Raw genomic sequence first — 1,221 nt, 5'->3', positions numbered from 1 at the left:
GGGTTCTACCCCGTTTTCACGGACAGTTTAATAAAACACTAAATCTCTGATCTTGTGCTGCCAGTCTACGTCTCATTCTCGGGTTATGGAACCGTTCGATGTAGTCAAAAATATCCGATCTTGCTTCATCCTGCGTGCGGTAATTTTTGGGGTTAATCCGTTCTCGTTTCATCACACCAAAAAATCCTTCACAGGCCGCATTGTCTGCACAATGGCCAACCGCACTCATACTGCTTATCAGGTCATGCTGCTTCAGCAATCGTTGATAGTCGCCACTGGTAAACTGTGAACCGCGATCTGAATGCAGGATTGATGAACCGGTGCCCTGTTTTTGCCAAACCGCCATATCGACTGCACGCATCACCATTTGCCGATCCTGCCGGTGATGCATCGACCAGCCGATAACCAATTTGCTGTACAGGTCCAGCACCACGCACAGATACAACTTGCCTTGCTGAGTTTTGACTTCCGTAATGTCAGTAACCCATTTGCTGTCAGGCTCCTGTGCCGTGAAGTCCCGTTTCAGGTGATTCCGTACGCCACTGGGGCGCACGGATGAGCGTTTTGATCCACGACCTTTCTTTCGCGGCCAGCCTTGTAATCCATGCTTAACCATCAGCCTGGCAACACGATTCAGGCTCAGCTTTTCACCTTCTGCCTGCAGATCTTCGTGCATGCGGGGAGCACCGATCACGCCGCCGCTGTCGGTATGAATCTCCTTCATCCGGACAGCGATACGAGCGTTCTCGATCTGCCGCTTGCTGGGTATACGCGATTCCCAGGCATAAAAACCACTGGCAGATACCTTCAGGCACCGACACATAAGGCGTATGGGAAATGAGTCGCGACAGCGTTGAATAGCCTGATATTTCAGGTCTAGCCCTTGGCGAAGTACGCCGCCGCTTCCCGCAAAAAATCGCGTTCCTTGGTGACTCTTACGAGCTCACGTTTAAGGCGCGCGACTTCTTCATCCCGTGGATTGCCACTGCCCTGGAAGGCTTTGCTGCGGATAGCTTCTGCTTCGCGCTTCCAGCGGCTCAGGAGGTTGGGGGCAACACCGATTTCGAGGGCAACTTGGCTACAACTGATACCCGGCTGCTGGGTCAGTTTGACAGCTTCTCGCTTGAACTCTGGACTGAATTTTCTTCGCTTGGTCATGAACACTCCTTACAGGCACATTATGCCTCTTTTAGATGTGTCCGTGAAAACGGGGTAGAACCC

At 52.0% G+C, this 1,221-nt stretch carries 1 protein-coding gene; it reads right to left on the bottom strand.

All coding sequences use genetic code 11. The annotated features are described in order from the left end of the window. Positions 1-16: 16 nt before the first annotated feature. Positions 17-1,158, bottom strand: a protein-coding gene (locus tag I9W95_RS07025; RefSeq protein ID WP_225673277.1) for an IS3 family transposase whose coding sequence is annotated in 2 segments (ribosomal slippage) — positions 17-918 and positions 918-1,158 — 1,143 coding nt in all. Because the reading frame shifts where the segments join, the coding sequence is not laid out codon by codon here. Between the last annotated feature and the right edge of the window lie 63 nt (positions 1,159-1,221).

It is taken from the genome of Thalassolituus marinus, assembly GCF_020320395.1.
Lineage (GTDB): Bacteria > Pseudomonadota > Gammaproteobacteria > Pseudomonadales > Oceanobacteraceae > Venatoribacter > Venatoribacter marinus.
This window is presented reverse-complemented; position numbering and strand designations above follow the sequence as displayed.